At 59.1% G+C, this 24,134-nt stretch carries 19 protein-coding genes and 1 tRNA gene; 17 read left to right on the forward strand and 3 right to left on the reverse strand.

The genetic code is table 11. The annotated features are described in order from the left end of the window. The first annotated feature begins 88 nt into the window (after positions 1–88). The 3 genes from BLU52_RS22240 (at position 89) to BLU52_RS22250 (ending at position 4,212) form a co-directional block, all read left to right on the forward strand. Complete coding sequence (locus BLU52_RS22240; protein ID WP_090286856.1) at positions 89–1,360, forward strand: YeaH/YhbH family protein; 1,272 nt, start codon at positions 89–91, stop codon at positions 1,358–1,360. Next, positions 1,357–2,919, forward strand: coding sequence for a SpoVR family protein (locus BLU52_RS22245; protein ID WP_090286858.1), 1,563 nt, complete (start codon positions 1,357–1,359; stop codon positions 2,917–2,919). The genes BLU52_RS22240 and BLU52_RS22245 overlap by 4 nt, the downstream gene beginning before the upstream one ends. A gap of 63 nt (positions 2,920–2,982) precedes the next feature. Next, positions 2,983–4,212 carry a multifunctional CCA addition/repair protein gene (locus tag BLU52_RS22250; RefSeq protein WP_090286859.1) on the forward strand — a complete coding sequence of 410 codons (1,230 nt, stop codon included), beginning with the start codon at positions 2,983–2,985 and terminating at the stop codon, positions 4,210–4,212. Positions 4,213–4,308: 96 nt separating this feature from the next. Here BLU52_RS22250 and folK read toward each other — a convergent pair whose 3' ends face one another. Both folK and folB read right to left on the reverse strand, forming a co-directional pair. Further along, on the reverse strand, positions 4,309–4,827 hold the full coding sequence (folK, locus tag BLU52_RS22255) for a 2-amino-4-hydroxy-6-hydroxymethyldihydropteridine diphosphokinase (RefSeq protein ID WP_090286861.1): 519 nt from the start codon (positions 4,825–4,827) through the stop codon (positions 4,309–4,311). Continuing rightward, on the reverse strand, positions 4,818–5,174 hold the full coding sequence (gene folB, locus BLU52_RS22260) for a dihydroneopterin aldolase (protein WP_090286863.1): 357 nt from the start codon (positions 5,172–5,174) through the stop codon (positions 4,818–4,820). Before folB ends, folK begins: the two co-directional genes overlap by 10 nt. 74 nt (positions 5,175–5,248) lie before the next feature. On the opposite strand from folB, the gene plsY reads away from it, so the two are divergent. Next, positions 5,249–5,818, forward strand: a complete 570-nt coding sequence (gene plsY / locus BLU52_RS22265) for a glycerol-3-phosphate 1-O-acyltransferase PlsY (RefSeq protein WP_090286865.1) — start codon at positions 5,249–5,251, stop codon at positions 5,816–5,818. Between the two features lie 23 nt (positions 5,819–5,841). Here plsY and tsaD read toward each other — a convergent pair whose 3' ends face one another. Next, entirely contained in the window at positions 5,842–6,867 is a 1,026-nt protein-coding gene (gene tsaD, locus BLU52_RS22270) for a tRNA (adenosine(37)-N6)-threonylcarbamoyltransferase complex transferase subunit TsaD (protein WP_090286867.1), read from the reverse strand. Between the two features lie 199 nt (positions 6,868–7,066). On the opposite strand from tsaD, the gene rpsU reads away from it, so the two are divergent. From rpsU to pqqB, 13 genes are all read left to right on the forward strand, one after another. After that, positions 7,067–7,282, forward strand: coding sequence for a 30S ribosomal protein S21 (rpsU, locus tag BLU52_RS22275; RefSeq protein ID WP_002551877.1), 216 nt, complete (start codon positions 7,067–7,069; stop codon positions 7,280–7,282). A 485-nt stretch (positions 7,283–7,767) separates the two neighbouring features. Continuing rightward, entirely contained in the window at positions 7,768–9,732 is a 1,965-nt protein-coding gene (gene dnaG, locus BLU52_RS22280) for a DNA primase (protein WP_090286869.1), read from the forward strand. A 67-nt stretch (positions 9,733–9,799) separates the two neighbouring features. Continuing rightward, a complete protein-coding gene (gene rpoD, locus BLU52_RS22285; protein WP_090286871.1) occupies positions 9,800–11,647 on the forward strand; it encodes an RNA polymerase sigma factor RpoD in 1,848 nt (615 codons plus the stop codon). A gap of 126 nt (positions 11,648–11,773) precedes the next feature. Continuing rightward, positions 11,774–15,520, forward strand: a complete 3,747-nt coding sequence (locus BLU52_RS22290; RefSeq protein ID WP_090286873.1) for a bifunctional diguanylate cyclase/phosphodiesterase — start codon at positions 11,774–11,776, stop codon at positions 15,518–15,520. Between the two features lie 15 nt (positions 15,521–15,535). Next, positions 15,536–15,612, forward strand: a tRNA-Ile gene (locus BLU52_RS22295). A gap of 418 nt (positions 15,613–16,030) precedes the next feature. After that, a complete protein-coding gene (locus tag BLU52_RS27135; RefSeq protein ID WP_269458354.1) occupies positions 16,031–16,513 on the forward strand; it encodes an Abi family protein in 483 nt (160 codons plus the stop codon). Beyond that, positions 16,510–17,025 (forward strand): Abi family protein, encoded by a 516-nt coding sequence (locus tag BLU52_RS27140; protein WP_269458363.1) that lies wholly within the window; start codon positions 16,510–16,512, stop codon positions 17,023–17,025. Before BLU52_RS27135 ends, BLU52_RS27140 begins: the two co-directional genes overlap by 4 nt. 145 nt (positions 17,026–17,170) lie before the next feature. Next, on the forward strand, positions 17,171–17,629 hold the full coding sequence (locus tag BLU52_RS22305; RefSeq protein ID WP_090286874.1) for an Lrp/AsnC family transcriptional regulator: 459 nt from the start codon (positions 17,171–17,173) through the stop codon (positions 17,627–17,629). A 203-nt stretch (positions 17,630–17,832) separates the two neighbouring features. After that, complete coding sequence (locus tag BLU52_RS22310) at positions 17,833–19,515, forward strand: flavin monoamine oxidase family protein (RefSeq protein ID WP_090286876.1); 1,683 nt, start codon at positions 17,833–17,835, stop codon at positions 19,513–19,515. 12 nt (positions 19,516–19,527) lie between these two features. Further along, entirely contained in the window at positions 19,528–20,322 is a 795-nt protein-coding gene (locus BLU52_RS22315; protein ID WP_090286877.1) for a carbon-nitrogen hydrolase family protein, read from the forward strand. 38 nt (positions 20,323–20,360) lie between these two features. Further along, the gene (pqqF, locus tag BLU52_RS22320; RefSeq protein WP_090286879.1) at positions 20,361–22,775 is read left to right on the forward strand and encodes a pyrroloquinoline quinone biosynthesis protein PqqF; all 2,415 of its coding nucleotides are present in this window, start codon (positions 20,361–20,363) and stop codon (positions 22,773–22,775) included. A 156-nt stretch (positions 22,776–22,931) separates the two neighbouring features. Next, positions 22,932–23,006 carry a pyrroloquinoline quinone precursor peptide PqqA gene (pqqA, locus tag BLU52_RS22325; protein WP_003444522.1) on the forward strand — a complete coding sequence of 25 codons (75 nt, stop codon included), beginning with the start codon at positions 22,932–22,934 and terminating at the stop codon, positions 23,004–23,006. Between the two features lie 82 nt (positions 23,007–23,088). Then, on the forward strand, positions 23,089–24,000 hold the full coding sequence (pqqB, locus tag BLU52_RS22330; protein WP_090286881.1) for a pyrroloquinoline quinone biosynthesis protein PqqB: 912 nt from the start codon (positions 23,089–23,091) through the stop codon (positions 23,998–24,000). Positions 24,001–24,134: the final 134 nt, after the last annotated feature.

Consider the following 24,134-nt stretch of genomic DNA (forward strand, 5'->3'; position numbering starts at 1 on the left):
CAAGAAAGAGCGCGTAACCCCTGAATCAGGGCCATTCGCTTCTGCTTGCAGCTTGCAGCTCAAAACTTGAAGCTCCCCGGAGGGGCCTATGAGCTATGTGATCGACCGACGCCTCAATGGCAAGAACAAGAGCACGGTAAACCGTCAGCGTTTCCTGCGGCGTTACCGTGACCACATCAAGAAGGCCGTCGAAGAGGCGGTCAGCCGGCGTTCCATCACCGATATGGAACACGGCGAACAGATCAGCATTCCCGGTCGCGACATCGACGAACCGGTGCTTCACCATGGCCGCGGCGGCAAACAGACCGTGGTTCATCCCGGCAACAAGGAATTCACCGCCGGCGAGCACATCGCCCGTCCACCAGGTGGTGGTGGCGGACGCGGTCCGGGCAAGGCCGGTAACTCTGGCGAGGGCATGGACGAGTTTGTCTTCCAGATCACCCAGGAAGAGTTCCTCGAATTCATGTTCGAAGACCTCGAACTGCCGAACCTGGTCAAGCGCAACCTCAGTGGCACCGACACCTTCAAAACCGTGCGCGCCGGGATCAGCAACGAAGGCAACCCGTCACGCATCAATATCATCCGCACCCTGCGTTCAGCTCATGCACGGCGTATCGCCCTGTCCGGCAGCAGCCGGGCCAAGCTACGCGAAGTCAAGGCAGAGCTGGAACGACTGAGACGCGAAGAGCCGGACAACTTCGGCGATATACAGGAACTGGAAGCGGAAATCGAAAAACTCAGTGCGCGCATTCATCGCGTGCCGTTCCTCGACACCTTCGACTTGAAGTACAACCTGCTGATCAAACAGCCGAACCCCAGCTCGAAAGCCGTAATGTTCTGCCTGATGGACGTTTCCGGCTCGATGACCCAGGCGACCAAGGACATCGCCAAGCGCTTCTTCATCCTCTTGTACCTGTTCCTCAAGCGCAATTACGACAAGATCGACGTGGTGTTCATCCGCCATCACACCAGCGCCCGTGAAGTTGATGAAGAGGAGTTCTTCTATTCGCGCGAGACCGGCGGCACCATCGTTTCCAGCGCATTGAAGCTGATGCAGGAAATCATGGCCGAACGTTATCCGAGCAACGAGTGGAACATCTATGCCGCTCAGGCCTCCGACGGCGACAACTGGAACGATGACTCGCCGATCTGCCGTGACATTCTGATCAACCAGATCATGCCGTTTGTGCAGTACTACACTTACGTGGAGATCACCCCGCGCGAACATCAGGCCTTGTGGTACGAATACGAACGCATCGCCGAAGCCTTTTCTGACACGTTTGCCCAGCAGCAACTGGTCTCGGCCGGAGATATCTATCCGGTCTTCCGTGAACTCTTCCAGCGCAGGTTAGTGACATGACCGCCAAAGAGCAGAAGCGCCAACCCATTTCCACCGGCTCGGAATGGACGTTCGAGCTGATCCAGACCTACGACCGCGAAATCGCTCGTATTGCGGCCCGCTATGCGCTGGACACCTATCCCAACCAGATCGAAGTGATCACCGCCGAACAAATGATGGACGCCTATGCATCGGTGGGCATGCCGCTGGGTTACCACCACTGGTCCTACGGCAAGCACTTCCTCAGCACCGAGAAGTCCTACAGCCGCGGGCAAATGGGCCTGGCCTACGAGATTGTGATCAACTCCGATCCGTGCATTGCCTACCTGATGGAAGAGAACACCATCTGCATGCAGGCGCTGGTAGTGGCGCACGCTTGCTATGGCCACAACAGTTTCTTCAAGGGCAACTACCTGTTCCGCACCTGGACCGATGCCAGTTCGATCATTGACTATCTGGTGTTCGCCAAGCAGTACATCATGCAATGCGAGGAGCGCCACGGCATCGATGCGGTGGAAGACCTGCTCGATTCCTGCCATGCACTGATGAACTATGGGGTTGACCGTTACAAGCGTCCCTATCCGATCTCTGCCGAAGAAGAGCGGCGCCGGCAGAAGGATCGCGAAGAGCATATGCAGAAGCAGATCAACGATCTGTGGCGCACCATTCCCAAAGGTGCGGACAAGTACAGCGACAAGGACAACGCACGCTTCCCGGCCGAGCCGCAGGAAAACATTCTCTACTTCATCGAAAAGCACGCGCCGCTGCTGGAGCCGTGGCAGCGCGAGATCGTGAGAATCGTGCGCAAGATTGCCCAGTATTTTTATCCACAGCGCCAGACCCAGGTGATGAACGAAGGCTGGGCAACGTTCTGGCATTACACGTTGATGAACGACCTGTACGACGAAGGGCTGGTCACCGACGGTTTCATGATGGAATTCCTCACTTCACACACCAGCGTGGTGTTCCAGCCGGGTTTTGACAGCCCCTATTACAGTGGCATCAACCCGTACGCACTGGGTTTTGCCATGTATCGCGACATTCGGCGCATGTGTGAAGAGCCTACCGAGGAGGATCGCCACTGGTTTCCGGAAATCGCCGGTACCGATTGGCTGTCGACCATCAAGTTCGCCATGAGCAGCTTCAAGGATGAGAGTTTCATCCTGCAGTACCTGTCGCCAAAAGTGATTCGCGACCTGAAACTGTTCAGCATTCTCGACGATGACCAGAAAGACGACCTGCTGGTGCCAGCCATTCACGACGAAAGCGGCTATCGGATCATCCGCGAAACTCTGGCGGCGCAGTACAACCTCGGCAACCGCGAGCCGAACGTGCAGATCTACAGCATTGATCGACGCGGCGACCGTTCGCTGACCCTGCGCCATCAACAGCACGATCGCAAACCGCTGGGCGACTCCACTGACGAGGTGCTCAAGCACCTGCACCGACTCTGGGGCTTCGACATTCATCTGGAAACCCTGCAGGGCGACCAGATCATGAAAACCCATCACGTTCCGCCTCGCAGTGAACACAGCGAAGGGGATTACGGTCGACTCGATCTGGCCGTGATACATCTTTGAGCCGGTTTTGGCCTCCGAAAGTCTGACGCAAGGGTTATCCTGTCGGGCTAACGGAGGTTTTTTATGCAGGTTTACAAGGTTGGCGGCGCGGTACGTGATCGCCTGTTGGGGTTGCCGGTCACCGATATCGACCGGGTCGTCGTCGGCGCAACGACCGAAGAAATGCTCGCTCAGGGATTCCGCCCGGTTGGCGCGGATTTTCCAGTGTTTTTGCACCCGAAAACCGGCGAGGAATATGCCCTCGCCCGCACGGAACGCAAGAGTGGCCGTGGTTATGGCGGCTTCACGTTTTACGCCAGCCCTGACGTTACCCTCGAAGAAGACCTGATACGCCGCGACCTGACCATCAATGCCATGGCCGAAGACGATCAGCAGAATCTGACCGATCCGTACCATGGCCAGCGCGATCTGGAAGCGCGAATCCTGCGCCACGTTTCCCCGGCATTCGCCGAAGATCCTTTGCGTGTGCTGCGCGTTGCCCGCTTCGCCGCGCGATATGCAGGCCTTGGATTTACCGTTGCGCCAGAAACGCTGGAGCTGATGCGCGAGCTCAGCGAATCCGGTGAACTGCAAGCCTTGACCGCTGAACGTAGCTGGAAGGAAATTTCTCGGGCATTACTGGAAGATCAGCCACAGGTATTCATTGAGGTGCTGCGTGACTGCGGCGCGTTGAAAGTGTTGATGCCGGAGGTCGACGCGCTGTTCGGCGTGCCGCAACCGGAAGCACACCACCCGGAAATCGACACCGGGCTGCACACCCTCAGCGTGCTGCAACAGGCGGCCCTGCATAAACAACCGCTGACGGTACGCTGGGCCTGTCTGCTGCACGATCTCGGCAAAGGGCTGACGCCACAAGAAGAGTGGCCTCGACACATTGCCCACGAGCACACCGGATTGAAGCTGATCAAAGCAGTCAACGAGCGCTTCAAGGCACCAAAGGATTGCCAGGAATTGGCATTGCTGGTCGGCCAGTACCACACCCATGGTCACCGGGCGCTGGAGTTGAAAGCTTCGACACTGCTGGAATTGCTGCAAAGCTTCGATGTGTATCGCCGCCCGCAGCGTTTCGAAGAGTTTATTGCTGCCTGCGAAATGGATGCTCGCGGCCGCAAAGGGCTGGAGCAGCGGAGTTATCCACAGGCGGATTATCTGCGTGGAGCAGCAACCGCAGCGCGGGGTGTGGCGGTGCAGCCATTGCTGGAACAGGGTTTCAAGGGACCGGCCTTGGGCGAAGCGCTGAAGCGCGAACGACTAAAGGTGCTGAAAGCCTATAAAGACGCGGCGTCTGCATAAAGCTTCGTCGGACCACAGCCCGGAGCCAACTCACTCCCACATTTTGGAACGCGTTCCCTTGTAGGAGTGAGCCTGCCCGCGATGGCGCCCTTGAGCTCAGTGCAAATCCGAAGGCGTAAGCTGCTGCCCTCGCCACTCGAATGCAACCGGCGCCAGCACCTGATCAATCTGCGCCTCGGCCCACAGCGTAGCAAAGCTTTTTCCCACACCCGGATGCACCCGATCCGGAGCAATCAGCGACAGCGGCCACAGCACAAAGGCATTTTTCAGGATTTCCGCCCGCGGCAGCACCAGACCATCGAAATTGCCGGCCAGCTCGCCGTACAACAGCACGTCGATATCCAGCGGCAAGCCTTTGCGATCCGGAGCATAGCGGCCATTGTCCGCTTCGATGAATTTCAGTCGTCGGTCCAGCTCCATCAGCGGTAGATCGGTCTGCGCCGACACCACGAAATTGAAAAACGGACCGCTCTTGATGCCCACCGGCAGGCTTTCGAACACCGCCGAACAGCGGATATCCACCAGAAACGTCGCCAAAGCGTCGAGCCCGGCGCGCAAATGAGTTTCCCGGTCGATGTTGCTACCGAGCCCGAGGTAGACCTGAGTCAGCGACATCCGCGCTCGATCTCCACGCCCACGCCGCCCTTGGCCGCCGGCACCGCGCCCGGTTTGGTGAGTTTCAGACGAACCCAAGTAATGTTGAACTCGCTCATCAGCACTTCGACCAGACGCTCGGCGAAGGTCTCGACCAACTGAAACTGCGCTTGCTCGGCAAACGCCTGAATGCGCGTGGAAACGCTGGCATAGTCGAGCGCCAGGGTCAGGTCGTCACTGGCGGCGGCCGGGCGATTGTCCCAGGCGAAGCTCAGATCAAGTCGCAGGCACTGGCGGATGCCGCGCTCCCAGTCATAGGCACCAATGACGGTGTCGACTTCCAGGCCCTCGATAAACACTCTGTCCAAGCACTTCTCTCCGCTGCACGACAAGGGCGCAATGCGCCGTTAGAATCAGGGCGTCCTCGCCCGGAATAGTTAGCATGTTTTGGTTACTGGCGATTCTCGCCTACCTGCTCGGCTCGCTGTCCTTTGCCATTTTGCTCAGCCGCCTGACCGGAAATCCGGACCCGCGAATGAGTGGCTCGGGCAATGCCGGCGCCACCAACATGCTGCGCCTGGCCGGTCGCAAACTGGCGATCCTGACCCTGCTGGGTGATCTGTGCAAAGGCTTGCTGCCGGTACTGATCGCAGCGGCGGTGGGCCTTTCGGTGCAAGATCAGGCGTGGATCGGCGTTTGCGCCGTGATCGGTCACCTGTTCCCGCTGTATTTCCGTTTCCGTGGCGGCAAAGGCGTCGCTACCGCTGCCGGCATGCTGCTGGGCCTGTATCCGCCCGCCGCGCTGCTGGCCGTTTGCGCCTGGTTGCTGACGTTCTACCTGACCCGTACCAGCTCGTTGGCGGCGCTGATTGCCACGCCGCTGACCCTGCCGTTGCTGGCCTGGCAGGAACCGGCAGCGCTGCTGCCGATGAGTGCGCTGACGCTACTGATCGTCTGGCGCCACCGCGGCAATCTACGCGACCTGTTTGCCGGGCGCGAACGCCATTTCTAAATAACGCCGCCGAGCGCCAATCATCACAACGCCGACAATTGCTCCATCGGCCAGCGCGCCTGCACGCTGATCGCCAGAGTTTCCTGCTGACCGGCCTGCAGGCGCTGACAGCCGGCAAAGGCGATCATTGCGCCATTGTCGGTGCAGAACTCGGGGCGGGCATAAAACACCTCGCCTTGCATGTCGCCGAGCATCTTTTCCAGGGAAACCCGCAAAGCCCTGTTGGCACTGACGCCACCCGCGATCACCAGACGCTTCATGCCCGCCTGTTTCAGCGCGCGCTTGCACTTGATGGTCAAAGTCTCCACCACGGCCTGCTGGAACGCCAGCGCGATGTCGCTGCGGGCTTGTTCGCCGTCGTCCCCGGCGCTGACGCATTGCTGCCAGGTGTTGAGGGCAAAAGTCTTGAGGCCGCTGAAGCTGAAATCCAGACCCGGGCGATCACACATCGGACGCGGGAAAGTGAAACGTCCTGCAGTGCCCTTTTCAGCCAATTTGGCGATTTCCGGACCGCCGGGATAATTGAGGCCCATCATCTTCGCGGTTTTGTCGAACGCTTCGCCGGCGGCATCGTCGAGTGTCTCGCCGAGCAGGCTGTATTGGCCGATGCCATCGACCTGAACCAACTGCGTATGCCCGCCCGACACCAACAAAGCGACGAACGGGAATTGCGGCGGTTTCGGCTCCAGCATCGGCGCCAGCAAGTGGCCTTCCATGTGGTGCACGCCGAGCGCCGGAATGCCCCAGGCAAACGCCAGCGCCTGGGCGCAAGACGCACCGACCAGAAGCGCGCCAACCAGGCCGGGACCTGCGGTATAGGCGATCGCATCGATCTCGGTGGGCACGCAGTCGGCCTCGGCCAACACCTGACGGATCAAGGGCAGCATGCGTTTGACGTGGTCACGCGAGGCCAGCTCGGGCACTACTCCGCCGTAAGCGCGGTGCAGGTCGATCTGGCTGAACAGCGCGTCGGCCAGCAGACCGCGTTCACTGTCATATAATGCGACGCCGGTTTCGTCGCAGGAGGTTTCTAATCCCAGTACTAGCATGGGTTTGCGCCTTGTTTAGGCTGAATTCGAAGGCGCGCATAATAGTCGCCGCGGGATGCCCCGACCAGCGGTTTTCGATCAGAGGCTTTGCATTCCGAGCGATGAGGGGTTAACATCCGCAACCCTTAAAAACCGACGTCTTCAAGTGCTCTTTTGCCGCGAGGATGTTGACCCCGGTAATGAATGAAGGTAGCTCTGGATGCCAGCCGTCAAAGTAAAAGAGAACGAACCCTTCGACGTAGCTCTGCGTCGTTTCAAGCGCTCCTGCGAAAAAGCCGGTGTACTGGCTGAAGTTCGTAGCCGCGAATTTTACGAGAAGCCAACTTCTGAGCGTAAGCGCAAGGCAGCAGCTGCTGTTAAACGCCACGCCAAGAAAGTTCAGCGCGAACAGCGCCGCGCCGTTCGTCTGTACTAATACACAGACGTTCGTAGCAAGCTTCTTGCCTAAGCCCGGCTCACTGCCGGGCTAATGGCATTTGCGTAAAACGCTTGATGCTTCACCGTCGACGCCGCAGATGCGACCGAGACAAATCCGCTTCACCGCGTCAGGCCTGGCTTTTTTGCCAGCGGTGCACGTCTTTTCTGACGAGCCTTTCAAGGCTACTGACGAGCACACCCACTGATTCCTCTTACGACGATCAGCCCAAGGCACCTCATGCGTGCCCGCTTTATTGAGCTATCCGAGGCCTTTTACCGGCCGTCAGCGGACTCAGCGCAACACTTTCAAATAGTCGAAGACTGATAGGTACTAACGTCAGTGGATTTTCGGCAGATACACTTCCCGACAGCGATCATGCAGACGACACCGGTCGAGCCGCACATCTTGTGCGCTTCCAACAAAGACCCGCGTCCGACAGCCTGTCGCAACGGACTTTTTGCAGCGCAGACGACGAGAACGCCATGGCCGGGCTGATACCCCAGAGCTTCATTGACGACCTGCTGAACCGCACCGACATCGTCGACGTGGTCAGCTCGCGCGTGCAATTGAAGAAGGCCGGCAAGAACTACACCGCCTGTTGCCCATTCCACAAAGAGAAAACCCCGTCATTCAGCGTCAGCCCCGACAAGCAGTTCTATTACTGCTTCGGCTGCGGCGCCGGTGGCAACGCCCTCGGCTTTCTGATGGATCACGACAACCTGGATTTCCCCCAGGCCGTCGAAGATCTGGCCAAAGCCGCCGGCATGGAAATCCCTCGCGAAGAAAGTGGCCGCGAGCGCAAGCCCCGGCAACCGACCGATTCGCCGCTGTATCCACTGCTGACCGCTGCCGCCGATTTTTATCGGCAGGCGCTCAAGAGCCATCCCGCGCGCAAAGCCGCGGTTGATTACCTCAAGGGACGCGGACTGACCGGCGAGATCGCCCGGGATTTCGGCCTCGGCTTTGCACCGCCAGGCTGGGACAACCTGTTCAAGCATTTGAGCAGCGATACCCTGCAACAAAAGGCCATGATCGACGCTGGCCTGCTGATCGAGAATGCCGAAACCGGCAAACGCTATGACCGCTTCCGCGATCGCGTGATGTTCCCGATCCGCGACACCCGCGGCCGGATCATTGCATTCGGCGGCCGCGTACTGGGTGACGACAAACCCAAGTACCTGAACTCCCCGGAAACCCCGGTATTCCATAAAGGCCAGGAACTCTATGGCCTGTATGAAGCGCGCAAGAACAATCGCAACCTTGACGAAATTATCGTCGTCGAAGGTTACATGGACGTCATCGCCCTGGCCCAGCAAGGCTTGCGCAATGCCGTCGCCACGCTGGGCACCGCCACCAGCGAAGAACATTTGAAGCGGCTTTTTCGCGTCGTGCCGAACGTGCTGTTCTGCTTCGACGGCGATCAGGCTGGCCGCAACGCCGCATGGCGTGCACTGGAAGCCACCCTGCCCTGCCTGCAGGACGGGCGGCGTGCGCGGTTCCTGTTTCTGCCCGAAGGCGAAGACCCGGACACCCTGGTCCGCGCCGAGGGCACCGACGCCTTCAAGGCGCGGATCAATCAGCATGCGCAGCCATTGGCCGATTACTTCTTCCAGCAACTCACCGAAGAAGCCGACCCGCGCTCGCTCGAAGGCAAGGCGCATATGGCTACCCTTGCCGCGCCGCTGATCGATAAAGTACCGGGCGCCAATCTGCGCATTTTGATGCGTCAGCGCCTGAGCGAAATCACCGGCCTGAGCAGCGAAACCGTCAGCCAGCTCGCGCAGAGCGCGCCGCAGGAAGCGCCACCGGCGTACGACCCCGGTATCGATTACGACGCCATGCCAGACTACGGCGACTACCATCAGCCGCAGGCGCAGGACATGTATGTGCCGCAGCAGGAGTGGACGCCAAAGAAACCCGGCGCCGGCGGCAAGAAATGGGACAAGAAACCCTGGGACAAGAACGGCAAGCGTGGCGGCGATCGCGATCAGCAGCGTCCGCGCACCCCGATCGGCGTCGAGTCGCCGACCCTGACCGCCCTGCGCACGCTGCTTCATCACCCGCAATTGGCCAAGCGCGTCGAAGACGCCGGGCACATTGCCGACGAAAATCAGACCAATGCCCAGTTACTTGTGGCACTGCTCGAAGCCGTACAGAAGAATCCCCAGCTAAACTCATTTCAGTTGATCGCGCGATGGCACGGCACTGAACAGGGACGCTTGCTCAAGGCACTGGCAGAAAAGGAATGGCTGATTGACGGAGAAAACCTTGAACAACAGTTTTTCGACACCATTACTAGCTTGTCAGCCCGCCAACGCGAGCGAAATCTCGAACAGTTACTCAGGAAAGCGCGGCAAAGCGAACTGAGCGTCGAAGAGAAAAATCAACTGCGCGACCTTTTAAGTCGCAATGTTTCCGCATCAAACCCGACCTCAACTGGCGCGTGAGGTCATAGCTCAGGTATAATCCTCGGCTTGTTTTTTGCCCGCCAAGACCTTCAGTGGATAGGGTGTTATGTCCGGAAAAGCGCAACAGCAGTCTCGTATTATTGAGTTGATCAAACTGGGTCGTGAGCAGAAGTATCTGACTTACGCCGAGGTCAACGACCACCTGCCCGAGGATATTTCAGATCCGGAGCAGGTGGAAGACATCATCCGCATGATCAACGACATGGGGATCCCCGTACACGAGAGTGCTCCGGATGCGGACGCCCTTATGTTGGCCGACGCCGATACCGACGAGGCCGCTGCGGAAGAAGCAGCCGCTGCGTTGGCAGCGGTGGAGACCGATATCGGTCGCACCACTGACCCAGTGCGCATGTATATGCGTGAAATGGGTACGGTAGAGCTTCTGACTCGTGAAGGCGAAATCGAAATCGCCAAGCGGATCGAAGAAGGCATTCGTGAAGTGATGAGCGCCATCGCGCACTTCCCTGGCACGGTTGACCACATTCTCTCCGAGTACACGCGGGTCACCACCGAAGGTGGTCGCCTGTCCGACGTCCTGAGCGGTTACATCGACCCGGACGACGGCATTGCGCCGCCAGCGGCGGAAGTGCCGCCGCCGGTTGACCCGAAAGCCGTCAAGGCCGACGACGATACCGACGACGATGATGCCGAAGCTTCCGATGATGAAGAAGAAGCCGAAAGCGGTCCGGATCCGGTCATCGCTGCGCAGCGCTTCGGCGCCGTCGCCGACCAGATGGAAGTCACCCGCAAGGCCCTGAAAAAGCACGGTCGCAACAACAAGGCAGCGATTGCCGAGTTGCTCGCACTGGCCGAGCTGTTCATGCCGATCAAACTGGTGCCGAAGCAATTCGAAGGCCTGGTCGAGCGTGTTCGCAGCGCCCTGGATCGTCTGCGTCAGCAAGAGCGCGCGATCATGCAACTGTGCGTACGTGATGCACGTATGCCGCGCGCCGATTTCCTGCGTCAGTTCCCGGGCAACGAAGTCGACGAAAGCTGGTCCGACGCTCTGGCCAAAGGCAAGAGCAAGTACGCCGAAGCCATCGGTCGCGTACAGCCGGACATCATTCGTTGCCAGCAGAAGCTGATCGCGCTGGAAACCGAAACCGGTCTGACCATCGCAGAAATCAAGGACATCAACCGTCGCATGTCGATCGGTGAGGCCAAGGCCCGCCGCGCGAAGAAAGAGATGGTTGAAGCCAACCTGCGTCTGGTGATCTCGATCGCCAAGAAGTACACCAACCGCGGCCTGCAATTCCTCGATCTGATCCAGGAAGGCAACATCGGTCTGATGAAAGCGGTGGACAAGTTCGAATACCGTCGTGGTTACAAGTTCTCGACTTATGCCACCTGGTGGATCCGTCAGGCGATCACTCGCTCGATCGCCGACCAGGCCCGCACCATCCGTATTCCGGTGCACATGATCGAGACGATCAACAAGCTCAACCGCATTTCCCGGCAGATGTTGCAGGAAATGGGTCGCGAACCGACCCCGGAAGAGCTGGGCGAACGCATGGAAATGCCTGAGGACAAGATCCGCAAGGTATTGAAGATCGCCAAAGAGCCGATCTCCATGGAAACCCCGATCGGTGACGACGAAGACTCCCATCTGGGCGACTTCATCGAAGACTCGACCATGCAGTCGCCAATCGATGTCGCCACCGTTGAGAGCCTCAAAGAAGCGACTCGCGAAGTGCTGTCGGGCCTTACCGCTCGTGAAGCCAAGGTACTGCGCATGCGTTTCGGTATCGACATGAACACCGACCACACGCTCGAAGAGGTGGGCAAACAATTTGACGTAACGCGTGAGCGGATCCGTCAGATCGAAGCCAAGGCGCTGCGCAAGCTGCGCCACCCGACGCGAAGCGAGCATCTGCGCTCCTTCCTCGACGAGTGATACCAGAACCCCCGGCCCAGGCCGGGGGTTTTGTTTATATGGCAGATTAAATTCTCCGCACCGCCCCTCCCCCGCCTACCGCGTCTACACTCGAACCAATCATCCCCAAGCCATAACGAGAGCGTTATGCACAGATTGGCGCCCGTGCTTTTTTTGCTGTCACTGATGATCTGGACCGCAACGGCTGACGCGCTGACTCTGACCGATGAAGAACGCAGCTGGCTGGCGGCTCACCCGGATTTGCGCCTGGGCGTCGATGCGTCGTGGCCACCTTTCGAGTTTCGTGACGATCAGAACCGTTATCAGGGCCTGGCGGCCGACTATATCGAAGTGATTCGCCAACGTCTGGCGATCAAATTGACGCCGATCGAACCGGTCAGCTGGACGGTGGTGCTGGAACAGGTCAAAAGCGGCAAGATCGATCTGCTGCCAGGCATCATGTCGACCCCTGAGCGCCAGACCTATCTGTCGTTCACCCGTCCCTATCTGGACTTCCCAATCGTCATCCTCGCCCACATCGGGGGTGCACAGCCGCGCAAGATTGGCGATCTGTATGGTTTGAAAATCGCTGTGGTGGAAAATTACGCTCCACACGAATTGCTGCGTACCCACCATCCGGATTTGAACCTGGTGGCCATGCCCAACGTCAGCTCGGCGTTGCAGGCACTCGCCACCGATGAAGTCGACGCGGTCGTTGGCGATCTCGCGTCCAGTGTCTGGAGCCTGCGCCAGCTCAAGCTTGACGGCCTGTACGTCAGTGGCGAAACCCCTTATCGCTACCAATTGGCGATGGCCGTGCCGCGCGACAACAAAGTACTGGTAGGGATTCTCGACAAAGTGCTGGCCGACATGAGCCCGGATGAAATCAGCAGCATTCAGGAACAGTGGGTCGGCAATGTCCTCGATCACCGGACATTCTGGTCGGATCTGTTGATCTATGGTTTACCGGGACTGCTGCTGTTGATGACGATCCTTGCCGTGGTAATCCGCATCAATCGCCGTTTGAGCTCGGAGATTGCCCGGCGCATCGACCTCGAACAGGAATTGCGCAGCAGTGAGTATCACTATCGCGGCCTGGTGGAGAGCCTGTCGGCCATCGCCTGGGAAGCGCGAATGAGCGACTTCACCTATAGCTATGTCTCGCCCCACGCCGAGGACTTGCTCGGCTATCCGCAATCCCATTGGTTGATACCCGGTTTCTGGCACAACATCATTCACCCGGCGGATCTGACCCGTACGCAGAACTACTGTAAAGAGGCCCTGCGTGAAGGTCGCGACCACATCGTCGATTACCGCGTGATCACCGCCGATGGCCGCTGCCTCTGGGTGCGCGACATTGTCAGTCTGATTGAACATGGTCACGAACCGGTGATGCGCGGTTTGATGATCGACATCAGCGAGATCAAGCGCACTGAAGAAGCGCTGCGGCTCTCGGAGCAGAAGTTCGCCTCGGTCTTTCAACAGTGCCCGGACATTCTGGTGATTGCGCGGCTGTCCGACGGCTGCCTGCTGGAAGTCAACGAAGCGTTTGAAGAACAGATCGGGCTGAAAGCCAGGGACGTCCTCGGGCAAACCGCGACCGATCTGAATATCTGGGGTATTCCCGGCGTCGGGCCGGGACTGCTCCAGCGGTTGCAGGCGGGCAGCATCCGCAACCTGGAGATGCCTTTTCGTCGCAACAACGGCCAAGTGTTCACCGGTCTGATTTCCGCCGAGCCATTCGATCTGGACGCCACTGCGGCGCTTGTGGTGGTCGTCCGCGACATCACCCAGCTCAAGGAAACCCAGCAGCAGCTGCAAACCTCTGAAGAAAAATTCGCCAAGGCTTTCCACGCTTCACCGGATGGCTTGCTGCTGTCGCGCCAAAGCGATGGTCTGCTGCTGGAAGTCAACGAGGGCTTCAGCCGCATTACCGGCTTCAACAGCGCCATGTCGGTAGACCGCTCGACACTTGATCTGGGCATCTGGGTCAATCTCAATGAGCGCAAACAGATGCTCGACCTGCTGCAGCGCGACGGCTTCGTACGCGACTTCACCTGCCATATCCGCCGCAGTGACGGGCAGATTCGGCTCTGCGAAGTGTCCAGTCGGCCGTTGCCGATCGGCGAAGAAGACTGCATGTTGACCATCGCCCGCGACATCACCGAACGCCATCTGATGCAGGAAAAACTGCAACAGGCCGCCACTGTGTTCGAAAGCACCGCCGAGGGCGTGCTGATCACCGATACCCAACAGCACATCAGCGCGGTCAACCGCGCCTTCACCGAGATCACCGGTTACAGCGAAAGCGAAGCTCTCGGCCATACCCCACGCCTGCTCGCTTCCGGCCTGCATGACAGCGCCTTTTACGCGGCGATGTGGCACCAGTTGACCGCCGAAGGTCACTGGCAAGGCGAGATCTCCAACCGGCGCAAGAACGGCGAGCTGTACCCAAGCTGGCTGACCATCAGTGCGGTGCGCAATCGCGACAAGTTCATCACTCACTTTGTCGCGGTTTTCGCCGATATTTCCAGCCTCAAGCATGCCCAGGCCAAGCTGGATTATCAGGCGCATCACGACCCCCTCACCGGTCTGCCGAACCGCACGCTGTTCGAAAGTCGTCTGCAAATGGCGCTGAACGGTCAGCAGGAAAACGGCGGTCAAGGCGCTGTGTTGTTTCTCGATCTCGACCGCTTCAAACACATCAATGACAGCCTCGGTCACCCGGTCGGCGACCTGCTGCTCAAGGGCATCGCCATTCGCTTGAAAGAGCAATTGCGCGATATCGATACCGTTGCGCGTCTGGGTGGCGATGAATTCATCATCCTGCTGCCCGGCCTGCAGCAAGCCAGTGATGCCGACAATATCGCCAGCAAGCTGCTCAACTGCTTTGGCGCACCGTTCCAGGCGGGTGAACACGAGTTCTTTATCAGCGCCAGCATCGGCACCAGCCTGTATCCGCGCGACGGCAGCGACGTCGCCACCTTGGTGAAAAACGCCGATGCGGCGATGTATCGCTCCAAAGCCAAGGGCCGCAACCGCGTCGAAAGCTACACCCGCGACCTCACCGCCCAGGCCAGCGAACGCATTGCGCTTGAACACGAACTGCGCCGCGCCATCGAGCGCGACGAACTGTTCCTCTATTACCAACCAAAAATCAGCCTCGACGACCATCGCCTGGTCGGCGCCGAAGCGCTGATCCGCTGGCGTCACCCGACGTTCGGCGACGTACCGCCCGAACATTTCATTCCACTGGCCGAAGAAAACGGCATGATCCTGCAGATCGGTGACTGGGTGCTCGAAACCGCGTGCCGACAGATGTTCGAGTGGAACCAGGTCTACGACAGCCTCGGCCCGCTGTCGGTCAACCTCGCCGGCGCGCAACTGCGCCAGCCAAATCTGCTCGGACGCATCGAGCAACTGCTCAAGGACAACCGCCTCCAGCCGGATTTACTGCAACTTGAAATTACCGAGAATTTCATCATGAGTCAGGCCGAAGAGGCGCTGGCCGTGCTGCACCAGCTCAAACACCTCGGCGTGCAACTGGCGATCGACGACTTCGGCACGGGTTATTCTTCGCTCAGCTATCTCAAACGCCTGCCGCTGGACATCCTCAAGATCGACCAGTCATTCGTCCGCGGCCTGCCTGACGATCCCCACGACGCGGCGATTGTCCGGGCCATCATCGCACTGGGCCGAAGCATGCAATTCACCGTCATCGCCGAAGGTGTCGAAACCCAGGCACAACAGCAATTTCTCACCGCCGAAGGCTGCGAACAGATCCAGGGCTACATCGTCAGCCTGCCGCTGCCACCGGAAGAATTCGCGGCAACGTTTCTGCGTGTAACCGTATCGGATTTTTCGGATAGCACAGCCGAGAAACCGTCGCTATAATCCGCGACCTACTGAGGGCCTATAGCTCAGTTGGTTAGAGCAGAGGACTCATAATCCTTTGGTCCACGGTTCGAGTCCGTGTGGGCCCACCAAATTGAAAGCCGCGCTATATGCGCGGCTTTTTTGTGGGCGGGTGATCAGGCTGCTACCTCGCAAACGCAATGCTCGGAAGACTTCCCCGAGACTGTAGGCAAATTCCGAAGCTGCGATTTTGAGCTCTTTGAAACCTGTTCGGGTTTCCTTGGCTGGAATATTCTGGACAGGTCGCTGCCAGGCAGCGGTCGGGCTTGGAAGCCCGTTGAAAATCTGCACAGTCTGAGAGCTCAGGCAATCAGGTAGCGAGATCACGCATGGATGCCCTACCGTCTCCACCGACTGCCGGAGCAGCAAAAAACTTGCAAAGCAAAGCGCGTGTACCTAGTCTTGCTCGCAACACACCCGCCATGCCTATGACTGCAATAGCAGCCAAGCACAAATTGAGCGGGTTTTTTTTGCCCGGAGGTTTCGGGCATGAGATTTTTTGACAAACCGGTCATTGATGTTCCCGCTCAAATCGCACTGCTCAAGCAGCGCGGACTGCGAATTCAGAACGAGGCCAGGGCTCATCGCTTTCTGGAGGCCGTAAGCTACTTTCGCCTGACTCCCTATATGCGCACTTTCCAGCAAAAGGAGGATCACGATCATCCGTTTCGCAACGGCGTCGGCTTCAAGGATTTAACCAGACTTTATGAGTTCGACCGCCGGTTGCGCTTGCTTGTCATAGATGCAATCGAGCGAGTGGAAGTCGCCGTCCGGTCGCGGATCAGCGATCACATGGGACCTTTGCACGGTGGGCATTGGTATTTAAATGCTCGACTCTTCCAGCACTCCTACGATCACAAACGCCTGCTCGAGACAATGGCGTCAAACAGGATAAGGCGAAACGCGATTATGAAAGGGAATGTGAGCGGATCGACCGTTTACAAACCAGTGATCCACGTAAGCATCAACTGAAGCGCCAACGCGCCAGAGAAAGCTACGCACGTCATTATCCAGTCAACTACGACAGCCCGTCCCTCATGCCGGGATGGGCGATGCTTGAAGAGCTGACCTTGGGCGACTTATCCCATCTCTTCAAAGGGCTGGCTAAAGATGCAGACAAAAAAGCTATCGCCAGGCATTTAGGACTACCTGCGCCGTTGCTACTGTCCTGGATGCATACGCTGACGACCATCCGGAATCTGTGCGCCCATCATGCACGGCTGTGGAATCGGGAACTCGGTATACGTCCTGAATTGCCCAAAAGGCCCTCGTTTCCCTGGCCTCTCGCATTGGTTCAAGAAAGTCATCATCCAAGGATCTACCCGGTGCTTTGCATTCTCAGCCATCTCACGCGCAGGGTAAGTCCGCACTCTCGGTGGGACAGCCGATTACACGAGCTAATGCGCGAATTCCCAGAGGTGGATCAGCGAGCGATGGGATTTCCGGCGCATTGGCATCAAGATGATTTTTGGGGTTTCGATTAGTCCCAACCAAAAAAAACAAAAAGCCCCAATGCTTCCACATCGGGGCATCAGCACTGCTGATTTTGCCATTCTCAGAATGCGTTCAAGAGGTCTCACCTCTTGTAACATGCGCAACCCACCCATCCGCCGCGCTGGAGCTTCCCCCTTGCCCGCCCCCCGCCCCACCCTCGACGAAATCGACCGCCAGCTGATCGCGGCCCTGCAAATCAACGCCCGCGAAAGCGTGGCCATGCTCGCTCGGCAGCTAGGCATCGCGCGTACCACGGTGACTTCACGATTGGCACGTCTGGAAAAAGCCAAAGTCATCACCGGTTATGGCGTGCGCCTTGGTCAGCGTGTGGTTGATGGCGGGTTGCAGGCGTATGTCGGGATCAAGGTGCAGCCGCGGTCCGGCAAGGAGGTGTTGCGTCGCTTGAGTGCGATGGCGCAGGTGCAGCAGTTGTGTGCGGTGAGTGGGGAGTTTGATTATGTGGCGTGGTTGCGGACCGATTCGCCGGAGCAGTTGGATCAGTTGCTGGACCAGATCGGCAGTGTCGACGGGGTGGAGAAGACTACGACTTCGATCATTCTCAGTAGCAAGATCGATCGGGGGCAGCCGGTTTGATTTCGGTGCCTGCCGGCCTCATCGTCATCAGGCTGGCTCCCACATTCATCTATATGTAGCTAATCATCGTCATTTTGATCAGTTTGTTAGCAAAACGACGACACATTGCGTCTTATTAACGTGTTCCATGCTCCCTAGAATGGCTGGCATCTTTTCCTATACTCAGACGCGCATTCCGCGTCGGGTCGCCAGCAAGGTCAGCCATGAACAAGAACAATCGCCATCCTGCAGACGGTAAGAAGCCAGTCACCATTTTCGGTCCGGACTTTCCGTTCGCCTTTGACGACTGGATCGAACATCCCGCCGGGTTGGGCACCATTCCTGAACACCATCACGGCGCAGAAGTGGCGATTGTCGGCGCAGGCATTGCCGGTCTGGTGGCTGCGTACGAGTTGATGAAACTCGGCCTTAAACCGGTGGTTTATGAAGCGTCTAAACTGGGCGGCCGTCTGCGTTCGCAAGCCTTCAACGGTACCGACGCCATTGTTGCTGAACTCGGCGGCATGCGCTTTCCAGTCTCTTCCACGGCGTTCTATCACTACGTCGACAAGCTCGGTCTCGAAACCAAGCCGTTCCCCAACCCGTTGACCGGCGCCTCCGGCAGCACCGTGATCGACCTCGAAGGCGAAACCTATTACGCAGAAAGCCTGAAGGATCTTCCTCCATTGTTTCAGGAAGTGGCCGACGCCTGGGCGGATGCGCTGGAGGCCGGTTCGCAGTTCTCCGATATCCAGCAAGCCATCCGCGACCGCGATGTGCCGCGCCTCAAAGAGCTGTGGAACAAGCTTGTGCCGCTGTGGGACGACCGGACCTTCTACGACTTTGTCGCGACCTCGAAAGCCTTCGCCAAATTGTCGTTCCAGCACCGCGAGGTCTTCGGTCAGGTCGGTTTCGGTACCGGTGGCTGGGACTCGGATTTCCCCAACTCGATGCTGGAAATCTTCCGCGTAGTGATGACCAATTGTGACGATCACCAGCACCTGGTGGTTGGCGGTGTCGAACAAGTGCCGCAAGGCATCTGGCGGCATGTGCCGGAGCGTTGCGCACACTGGCCTGCGGGCACCAGCCTGAAATCCTTGCACCGTGGCGCGCCGCGTTCCGGTGTGAAGAAAATTGCCCATGCACCGGAAGGCCGTTTCGCGGTCACCGACAACAACGGCGACACCCGCGAATACGCCGCCGTGCTGACCACTTGCCAGAGCTGGCTGCTGACCACCCAGATCGAGTGCGACGAAACCCTGTTTTCGCAGAAGATGTGGATGGCGCTGGACCGCACGCGCTATATGCAGTCGTCGAAAACCTTCGTGATGGTCGACCGGCCGTTCTGGAAGGACAAGGACCCGGAAACCGGTCGCGACCTGATGAGTATGACCCTCACCGATCGCCTGACCCGTGGCACCTACCTGTTCGACAACGGCGACGACAAACCCGGGGTGATTTGCCTGTCGTATTCGTGGATGAGCGACGCACTGAAAATGCTCCCACACCCGGTGGAAAAGCGCGTTGAGCTGGCGTTGAACGCGTTGAAGAAGATCTACCCGAAAGTCGACATCGCCGCACGTATCATCGGCGACCCGATCACCGTGTCGTGGGAAGCCGATCCGTATTTTCTTGGCGCCTTCAAAGGCGCCCTGCCCGGCCACTATCGCTACAACCAGCGCATGTACGCGCACTTCATGCAGGACGACATGCCGGCCGAACAGCGCGGGATCTTCATTGCCGGTGACGACGTGTCGTGGACGCCGGCCTGGGTCGAAGGCGCGGTGCAGACTTCGCTCAACGCGGTGTGGGGGATCATGAAGCATTTCGGCGGCTCGACACATAAAGCGAACCCGGGCCCGGGTGACGTGTTCAAAGACATCGGCCCTATCGCCCTGCCCGAGTAAGAGGATTCTTCGATGCGTGTAGCCCTTTACCAATGCCCACCGCTACCACTGGAGCCCGCCGCCAACCTGCACCGCTTGCACCGGGTGGCGATGGAAGCCAACGGTTCGGACCTGCTGGTGCTGCCGGAAATGTTCATGACCGGCTACAACATTGGTGCCGAAGCGGTCAGCACCCTGGCTGAGGTCTACAACGGAGAATGGGCGCAACAGATCGGTCGGATTGCCAAGGCTGCGGGACTGGCGATCGTTTATGGTTATCCCGAGCGTACGGCGGACGGGCAGATCTACAACGCCGTCCAGTTGATCGACTCGACGGGCGAGCGCTTGGCCAATTACCGCAAGTCACATCTGTTCGGCGACCTCGACCGGTCGATGTTCAGTCCGGGCGAGGCGGATTTGCCGGTGGTCGAGCTGAACGGCTGGAAGCTCGGCTTTCTCATCTGTTACGACCTCGAGTTTCCGGAAAACGCCCGCCGTCTGGCGCTGGCTGGCGCCGAGTTGATCGTGGCGCCGACAGCCAACATGATCCCGTTCGATTTCGTTGCCGATGTCACCGTGCGGTCACGCGCCTTCGAAAACCAATGCTATGTGGCTTACGCCAATTACTGCGGTCACGAAGGCGACGTTCAGTATTGCGGACAAAGCAGCATTGCAGCACCGGACGGCAGCCGCATTGCCTTGGCCGGTCTCGACGAAGCGCTGATCGTCGGCGAGCTGGATCGTCAGTTGATGAACGACTCGAGGGCCGCCAATCGTTACCTCAGCGATCGCCGCCCCGAACTTTACGCCGCGCTGAACCAGCGCTAATCCGCTAGCATTGGCACTTCACTGTTCTGGAAGTGCCCATGCCCGCGCCGAATCCCCCCCGCCCCCACACTGAAACCCTGGCCAACGGCTTGCGCGTAACCCTGCGTCATGTGCCCGGCCTCAAGCGCAGCGCTGCCGCATTGCGCGTGGCGGCCGGTAGCCACGACGTGCCGCTGGCGTGGCCGGGGCTGGCGCATTTTCTCGAACATTTGTTGTTTCTCGGGACCGAGCGTTTCCCGGCGGCGCAAGGTCTGATGGCCTATGTGCAGGGCCACGGCGGCCAGGTGAACGCCAGCACCCGCGAACGCACCACCGACTTCTTCTTCGAGCTGCCTGTGCGATCTTTCAGCGGCGGGCTGGAGCGTCTGTCAGACATGCTTGCGCACCCGCGTCTGAATCTGGACGATCAATTGCGCGAACGTGAAGTGCTACAGGCGGAATATGTCGCCTGGTCGCAAGATCCGGCAGCGCAAAAGCAGTTTGCCCTGTACGAAGGTTTACCGGCAGAGCACCCGCTGCGGGGTTTTCATGCGGGCAATCGCGACAGCCTGAAAGTCGAACTGCCGGTCTTTCAACAAGCGTTGAAAGATTTCCATCAGCGTTTTTATCGCACCGGGCAGATGACATTGAGCCTGACCGGGCCGCAGAGCCTGGAACAGTTGCGTGTGCTAGCCGAACAGTTCGCTGCTGCGCTACCGGCTGGGGATAAAGTTGCCCAGTCAGCGCCTGTGCCGTTGGCGGTGAAAAGTTATCAACGGGTCGACGGGCCGCACGGCAATTTGCTGTGTGCGTTTGACGCATTGCCGCAAGCGTCTGCTGAAGCGCTGGCGTTTCTCTGCCATTGGCTCAATAGCGCCAAGCCCGGTGGGTTGCTGGCGTATTTGCAGCAGCACAATTTCGCTGAGGGATTGAAGGCGCTGCCGCTTTATCACTTCGACGGGCAGGCGCTGCTGCATCTGCAATTCAACGCAGGCGCCGAATCGCTGAAGATGATTCACCAGCTGTTGCTGGACTGGTTGAGCTACTTCGCGCAGCAGGACTGGGCGGTGTTACGGGAGGAATATGCAGCCGTGCAGCAACGGCAGCAGCAAATCAGCGGTGCGTTGCAACTGGCGCGGCTGGACAGTGAACCGTTGCAAAACGGCCTGCCTGATTGCGCCGTCGAAGCACTGAAAAACATTCTGCGCGAACTCGGTGCTGTGGATAACTTCAGCCCACACTGGAGCTTGCCAGCCGCCAACCCCTTCCTGCGTGCCAACGAGCCGCTGGCCAACGCCGGACTGATTCGCGGCCAGACCAGCGCGCACCGCGGCCTGCGCACGTTCGCTCAGGACCGCTCACGCGGGCGCCGCGAGCGCTCACCGATGCAGTTCAGCCAGGCATTGCCTGGCAACGGCGATGAAGGCGCGCTATATCTGCGCTGGCAGCTCGACGCCGCCGCCAGCATTGACCTGCAAGCGCGGATGCAGCGCAGCTTTCAGCTGATCCGGCAAGATGCCAGCGAGGCCGGGGTCGAGGTGTCGTTCAGCGCAACAGGCAACCAATGGCTGCTGAAACTGACCGGCCTGCAAGAGCCCATGCCCAGCGTGCTGGAGCATGCGCTGAAATGTCTGACATCAGTCTCAGCCGATTCCCCGCGTGCCGAGCCGGAAACGCCGTTAATGCCGATCCGCCAATTGCTCAAGGCCTTGCCAGAAAGTTGCCTGGAGCCTGTCGGCGCATCGGATGACGCGGCACCTCTGTGGACAACGGCACGCTGGGACGGCCTCGCGCTGGGGTTCAACCAGCAAAGTCAATCCGCCATGGGCCTGGCCCTGAGCCGCATCCCCGGCCAACCGGATCATCAGCTGTCTGCGCCTTGCGCCATAAACGGTCGGCACCTCTGGCAACACATCGACACGGCATCCAGCGAACACGCCGTGCTGCTGTATTGCCCTAGCGCCAGCCAGGACGTGGCCAATGAAGCCGCCTGGCGCTTGCTCGCACAATTGCTGCAGACGCCGTTCTATCAGCGCCTGCGCGTCGAGCTTCAACTGGGCTACGCGGTGTTCAGCGCATTGCGTCAAATCCACGGCCGCGTCGCGCTGGTGTTTGGCGTGCAGTCGCCCAACGTGCAGCCTGACGAACTGCTCGAACACATCCAGCAGTTCCTCAATAGCCTCCCAGCGCTGATTGAGCAGATGAATGAAGCCAGCCTCAGCCAGCAACGGCAGAGCCTTGCCGATCAATTCGATGCGGCTGAGCTCGGCTTCAAAGAAGCGGCCGAGCTGCTCTGGCAGGCCCGGCTCGCCGGCCATTCGTCGGATTACCTTGAGCAGTTAGTCGCCACCATTGCCGCACTGGACCGTTCGACCCTCCTCAGCGCTGCGCGGCGTCTGCTCGACGCCGAAGGCGGCTGGCTCTGCCTCGCCAGCGCGCCGGCTCCCGCCGCCCCTTGGCAAGCGGTGAAATGATCATTACCGAGGCTGCAAGGAGCTTTCTCAAAGATTCACGGGTCATCGCGTTGAAATTTTGAGTAACATAGCCGCCTAACTAATTGGAACATCACCGCGCTGCCGTGGACTATACCTATGGATAGCGCTATCCCAACCCACAGAAGGAGACATCTCATGGCCTGGACCAAACCTGCTTACACCGACCTGCGTATCGGCTTCGAAGTCACCATGTACTTCGCCAGCCGCTGAGTTCTGCATACGCAGAATCGCAGTGCAACGCCTCGGCTCGCCGGGGCGTTTTTATTTTCCGCATTGAAATGATGGAGCGTTCATGTTCGTCCAGATTCTGGGTTCGGCCGCCGGTGGCGGTTTTCCGCAGTGGAACTGCAACTGCGTCAATTGCGCAGGCTTTCGCGACGGCAGCCTGAACGCCAAGGCCCGCACCCAATCGTCCATCGCGATTTCCGATGATGGTGTGAACTGGGTGTTGTGCAACGCCTCGCCGGACATCCGCGCGCAATTGCAAAGCTTTGCCCCGATGCAACCGGGTCGAGCCCTGCGTGACACCGGCATCAGCGCGATCATTCTGATGGACAGCCAGATCGACCATACCACCGGCCTGCTCAGCCTGCGCGAAGGCTGCCCGCATCAGGTCTGGTGCACGGACATGGTTCACGAAGACCTGAGCACCGGTTTCCCGCTGTTCAAGATGCTCACTCACTGGAATGGCGGGCTGGACTGGAACCGCATCGAACTCGATCAGAGCTTTACCGTCGCCGCGTGCCCGAACCTGCGTTTCACCCCGCTGCCGCTGCGCAGTGCAGCACCACCGTATTCGCCGCACCGCTTCGATCCGCATCCGGGCGACAACATCGGTTTGATCGTCGAAGATTTGAACACTGGCGGCAAGCTGTTCTACGCGCCGGGCCTGGGAAAAGTGGACGCGCCATTGCTGGAAATCATGGCCGGCAGCGACTGCCTGCTGGTCGACGGTACGCTGTGGGACGACGATGAAATGCAGCGTCGTGGTGTCGGCACCCGTACCGGTCGCGAGATGGGCCATCTGGCCCAGAACGGCCCCGGCGGCATGCTCGAAGTGCTGGAACAGCTTCCCGAGCAGCGCAAGGTGCTTATCCACATCAACAACACCAACCCTATTCTCGACGAGGATTCGGCCGAGCGCGCAGAACTCGTGCGGCGCAATGTTGAAGTGGCGTTTGATGGCATGAGCATTGTGCTGTGAGCCGTTGAGACCGCTGCGCGGTCTATCGCCAGCAGGCTGGCTCCCACATTGGATTTGTGGCGCATGCAAATCTCTGTGGGAGCCAGCCTGCTGGCGATGAGGCCCGAACAGTCACCTAAATTCCAACGGTTGTT

Origin of the sequence: Pseudomonas granadensis (assembly GCF_900105485.1) — a bacterium.
Lineage (GTDB): Bacteria > Pseudomonadota > Gammaproteobacteria > Pseudomonadales > Pseudomonadaceae > Aquipseudomonas > Aquipseudomonas granadensis.

Coding starts and splice junctions, on each gene's coding strand:
- BLU52_RS22315 (WP_090286877.1), top strand. CDS start 19,528: ATGCGTGTAGCCCTTTACCAATGCCCACCGCTACCACTGGAGCCCGCC.
- rpoD (WP_090286871.1), top strand. CDS start 9,800: ATGTCCGGAAAAGCGCAACAGCAGTCTCGTATTATTGAGTTGATCAAA.
- pqqB (WP_090286881.1), top strand. CDS start 23,089: ATGTTCGTCCAGATTCTGGGTTCGGCCGCCGGTGGCGGTTTTCCGCAG.
- tsaD (WP_090286867.1), bottom strand. CDS start 6,867: ATGCTAGTACTGGGATTAGAAACCTCCTGCGACGAAACCGGCGTCGCA.
- BLU52_RS22245 (WP_090286858.1), top strand. CDS start 1,357: ATGACCGCCAAAGAGCAGAAGCGCCAACCCATTTCCACCGGCTCGGAA.
- BLU52_RS22310 (WP_090286876.1), top strand. CDS start 17,833: ATGAACAAGAACAATCGCCATCCTGCAGACGGTAAGAAGCCAGTCACC.
- folK (WP_090286861.1), bottom strand. CDS start 4,827: ATGTCGCTGACTCAGGTCTACCTCGGGCTCGGTAGCAACATCGACCGG.
- BLU52_RS22240 (WP_090286856.1), top strand. CDS start 89: ATGAGCTATGTGATCGACCGACGCCTCAATGGCAAGAACAAGAGCACG.
- plsY (WP_090286865.1), top strand. CDS start 5,249: ATGTTTTGGTTACTGGCGATTCTCGCCTACCTGCTCGGCTCGCTGTCC.
- BLU52_RS27135 (WP_269458354.1), top strand. CDS start 16,031: ATGAGATTTTTTGACAAACCGGTCATTGATGTTCCCGCTCAAATCGCA.
- BLU52_RS22250 (WP_090286859.1), top strand. CDS start 2,983: ATGCAGGTTTACAAGGTTGGCGGCGCGGTACGTGATCGCCTGTTGGGG.
- BLU52_RS22290 (WP_090286873.1), top strand. CDS start 11,774: ATGCACAGATTGGCGCCCGTGCTTTTTTTGCTGTCACTGATGATCTGG.
- pqqF (WP_090286879.1), top strand. CDS start 20,361: ATGCCCGCGCCGAATCCCCCCCGCCCCCACACTGAAACCCTGGCCAAC.
- dnaG (WP_090286869.1), top strand. CDS start 7,768: ATGGCCGGGCTGATACCCCAGAGCTTCATTGACGACCTGCTGAACCGC.
- rpsU (WP_002551877.1), top strand. CDS start 7,067: ATGCCAGCCGTCAAAGTAAAAGAGAACGAACCCTTCGACGTAGCTCTG.